This is a genomic window from Patescibacteria group bacterium (genome assembly GCA_038065255.1).
Taxonomy (GTDB): Bacteria; Patescibacteriota; Patescibacteriia; order JACQRZ01; family JACQRZ01; genus JBBTRI01.
Map to the genome: position 1 here is coordinate 20,570 of JBBTRI010000015.1, position 3,406 is coordinate 23,975.

Consider the following 3,406-nt stretch of genomic DNA (forward strand, 5'->3'; position numbering starts at 1 on the left):
GCCCATGCTGCACTCGCACTGTCTTCTGCTGTCGCGCTTGATCGCACAGCAACAGCTTCGGCGCCAAGATCATCAAATGCGCATAAGATGGCATCGGCAAGAACTTGCGGCAAAGGAGCCATCAAAATAATACCTTGAATCTGTTCCGATGCACCCTCGATGGTATGCATCACTGCGTGATCGACTGTTTTGAGAATTGATTCAATCTCGGCTTTCAACTGAGCTTCATGTATGAAACTCTCAAAGGCGCTTGTGCACACGACAAAGCCGGGCGGCACGGGAATACCCGCCGCGGTCATTTCGCCAAGCGATGCGCCCTTGCCTCCGACAACAGCGACGTCTTCTTTTCGAATCTCGTTAAATTGTCGAATATATTCGCTTTTCATAGGAGTGGCTATCCGCACTGCGTCTCTCGCCATTGTATAAGGATATCTCGAGGAAAAGCAATCGTAACGCCAAATGATGCGCAAAGCTCCTTCACTCGTTTCGTATGAAAATCCTTCTTATCAAGAGTACAGAGGCTATCCACTTGAGCACTCAATGCTCCAGCTAGGATTGGTACATCCTTAAGAGGTACAAACGATCGTGCAAGAAATTGTAGATAGGGCGGGGCGGGGTGAACAAGTATTACCATGGAAAGACTTTTCAAGTGAGAAAAGAGGTTGATTTTTTCCGGCATCTTTTTGGAGATATTTACTTCTGCTTCGGCAAGCGCATAGGCATTGCTAAAAAGACTCACGTTGGAGTCTTGTTCTGCAATCCTAAAGAGATATCGCGAACCTCCTTTTTCACTCCCGCATGCTGCTATGAATATATTAGCATCAAGGAAAAGTTTCATGCTGTGTGTTTCTTAAGCAATTGATCAAGATCTTTAGTAAGCGAGATGGCGAGGCGGTCTCTTTCGAGAAGCTGCTTGATTTCTTGAGAGGTATAGATCTCCTGATTGTGCTGGGTATAGGTATCGAATGCCCTCCTGAGGAGACCTGAAACCGTTTCATTTCTCTTTCGGGCTTCCGATCGGAGGCGCGTAAGCGTTCTCTGGGGCAAGGTAATGGTAAGCATCTTGGAGTTTTTCATAGATAGTATGACTATGTATTTAATACATAGTCATACTATCAAGCGCTACCACTCGTGTCAAACCTACTTTCTTATGCTATACTGCTTTTATGTCCCCCCACAAACAACATACCAATCTCATTGTTTTCTTTGCCGTTATTATCGTCATTGTTTTTTTTGGCGGCTTGATGATGTTGGGGCTCCAAAAGCCCCTGCCTCCCCAATCAGCTCCCGTCGCGTCTGCTTTAAATTATTCGCCCACAGGCATCGCAGCGCGCGGACAAACATATCTTCAGCAGGATATTCTGACAATCGACAGCCCGGTGTCATTTTCCGTCGGACCCAAAGATGCTAAGGTTGTATTCGTAGAATTTTCCGACTACCAATGCCCCTATAGCCAAATCGACATGCCTGTCGTACGGCAGCTTATGAGTCAGTACAAAGATGCATCGGTGCGATTTGTTTTTCGCGAAATGCCCATTGTCAAACTCTATCCTCAATCTATCAACATTGCCGAAGGTGCCCTCTGCGCAAAAGACCAGGGAAAATATCTTGAATACAGTGAATATGCGTTTATCCATCAAGCGGAAGCAAGCGCAGATTTTCCAGAAAAAATCGCGAGGGATATTGGCCTCGATAGTGCGCAATTCGGATTGTGTTATTCTCAAAAATTCCGTCATCAGCAAATCGTCAACGATCTCTATGATGCGCAAAGCCTCGGACTCACCGGCACACCAACATTTTTTATCAATAATGAACGCATCGTAGGCGCAGCAATGTTTTCCGAACTCAAAAACGCCATTGACCTAGAGCTGCGGAAGTGATAGTATGCTGCCATGTCCTTTAAGCAGGCTAAGCAACCAACGGGCTCACTCGATACAAGTAATTACGCGCAAGTCGCAATGGCAATAAAAAACCTTTTGGATGGAATTCTAGATCCGAACGGAGATATCACTCCAATACACCCAAGCGCAATACCTGCTGCTCAAAAACTGCTCAAAAAGGCTCTCCTGACCTATCGCGATAGCTCTCCTGAATTTCAATTAGTCCATAGAGCGCTTACTACTGCCCACGGCACACTGACTGTCGATGCGTTCCGCACATATATTGAACAGCATCAATCATCGCTTGCTTCTTTCAACTCATCGCGGATCACACGAGAAACAGTTGATGTTGCACGCGCTGCAAATCTCCATATGTTTGTCACGGCCCTCATTGAAACGGCCGGCGGACCCAAGACGCTTTCCACCAAGCTCCCCTAAACGGAGCTTTTTATTTTTCACTGAAATCATTGACATTTCAATACATGTATGATAGCCTAGGTGCGTGGAGAAAGAACCTTGAAAACACAGGATTCGTCAGAAAAGACAGCGATTATGATTAAGAATTATGTGAGAGGAATACACATTCTCATAGGAGCAGTAGAAACCTCAAAGAAAATACAATGGTTCCTTACACGCATCACCGCGCTTGGGATCGTTTCGAAAGCATTAGCTGAAGTGGACTTCATTGATGAACTCCGTGGGCTTGAAATAAGTGAACAGAAAAGAGCAGCTTTGAATAATGCAGATGATGAGGTTGATGATTCCCTCATTGGTGAAGTGAAACATTCGATTATCCAAACAAAGCTTTCCCGTGGTCAACTATTCGAAGCTGATTGGGAGGCGCACAAAGCCGAGCCGCTCGCGCCGTACGCCAGTATAAATATCATTAGACATAAGATCGAACAGGGACCACTGCAGTGGAAGGATGCGCTTGATAGCATCGCCTATCTCGATAATGCCGAAGATCGGTTCATGCTCTTATGCGAATTAGCCGAAGTTGCTCTGACTATCCGCCATGCCGATGGTGCACACTTCTTCAAGCTCGTCCATGACGCCATCAAAGAAGTTATCATTCCTGAAGAGTGGAGTAGCGATCCGGCACCACATACCCATCCTCTTGCTCCGCTTGCATCGCTCTATGCTGCAGCAAACAAACACGACTATTATGTTGAGTTCTTAAAAGGACTGCCGCAGCCGGATCATGACGTACTCTTGAGTTATGCGATAGGACTCTGGCGCCAGCAAGATATGGATACGAAAAAGCTCCTTACATTTACTGACGAGATTGAGCATCGCCTCGAAAAAGCGTCAACACTCTCCGAGATAGCCTACCTTGAGGCAGTCAGCAACCCGGAAAGCGCACGCGAAATTCTTCGACATGCTGAACAGCTTGTGGATGAAGCGCACGATGAGCCCGAACTCCATGACTTCCAACGCGAGATGGTCGCGGGAGAAATCATGAAAGTCAGATTGGAACTTGGTGATGAAGAATTTGTCGACACCTATCTCATGGATGAAAAAGAAGA

6 protein-coding genes are annotated in these 3,406 nt (G+C 46.3%); 3 read left to right on the forward strand and 3 right to left on the reverse strand.

Annotated features, from left to right (window positions below; translation table 11 throughout):
• The 3 genes from AAB400_03880 to AAB400_03890 all read right to left on the reverse strand — a co-directional run.
• Positions 1-386: PEP/pyruvate-binding domain-containing protein (locus AAB400_03880; GenBank protein ID MEK7649021.1), on the reverse strand; the 386-nt coding region annotated here is incomplete at its 3' end.
• A gap of 8 nt (positions 387-394) precedes the next feature.
• On the reverse strand, positions 395-838 hold the full coding sequence (locus AAB400_03885; protein ID MEK7649022.1) for a hypothetical protein: 444 nt from the start codon (positions 836-838) through the stop codon (positions 395-397).
• The gene (locus AAB400_03890; GenBank protein ID MEK7649023.1) at positions 835-1,077 is read right to left on the reverse strand and encodes a hypothetical protein; all 243 of its coding nucleotides are present in this window, start codon (positions 1,075-1,077) and stop codon (positions 835-837) included. The genes AAB400_03885 and AAB400_03890 overlap by 4 nt, the downstream gene beginning before the upstream one ends.
• Before the next feature lie 89 nt (positions 1,078-1,166).
• On the opposite strand from AAB400_03890, the gene AAB400_03895 reads away from it, so the two are divergent.
• The 3 genes from AAB400_03895 to AAB400_03905 form a co-directional block, all read left to right on the forward strand.
• A complete protein-coding gene (locus tag AAB400_03895) occupies positions 1,167-1,880 on the forward strand; it encodes a thioredoxin domain-containing protein (GenBank protein MEK7649024.1) in 714 nt (237 codons plus the stop codon).
• A gap of 12 nt (positions 1,881-1,892) precedes the next feature.
• The gene (locus tag AAB400_03900) at positions 1,893-2,318 is read left to right on the forward strand and encodes a hypothetical protein (protein ID MEK7649025.1); all 426 of its coding nucleotides are present in this window, start codon (positions 1,893-1,895) and stop codon (positions 2,316-2,318) included.
• Positions 2,319-2,432: 114 nt separating this feature from the next.
• A partial coding sequence (locus tag AAB400_03905) for a hypothetical protein (GenBank protein MEK7649026.1) occupies positions 2,433-3,406 on the forward strand: 974 nt, incomplete at its 3' end.

Coding starts and splice junctions, on each gene's coding strand:
- AAB400_03885 (MEK7649022.1), bottom strand. CDS start 838: ATGAAACTTTTCCTTGATGCTAATATATTCATAGCAGCATGCGGGAGT.
- AAB400_03890 (MEK7649023.1), bottom strand. CDS start 1,077: ATGAAAAACTCCAAGATGCTTACCATTACCTTGCCCCAGAGAACGCTT.
- AAB400_03895 (MEK7649024.1), top strand. CDS start 1,167: ATGTCCCCCCACAAACAACATACCAATCTCATTGTTTTCTTTGCCGTT.
- AAB400_03900 (MEK7649025.1), top strand. CDS start 1,893: ATGTCCTTTAAGCAGGCTAAGCAACCAACGGGCTCACTCGATACAAGT.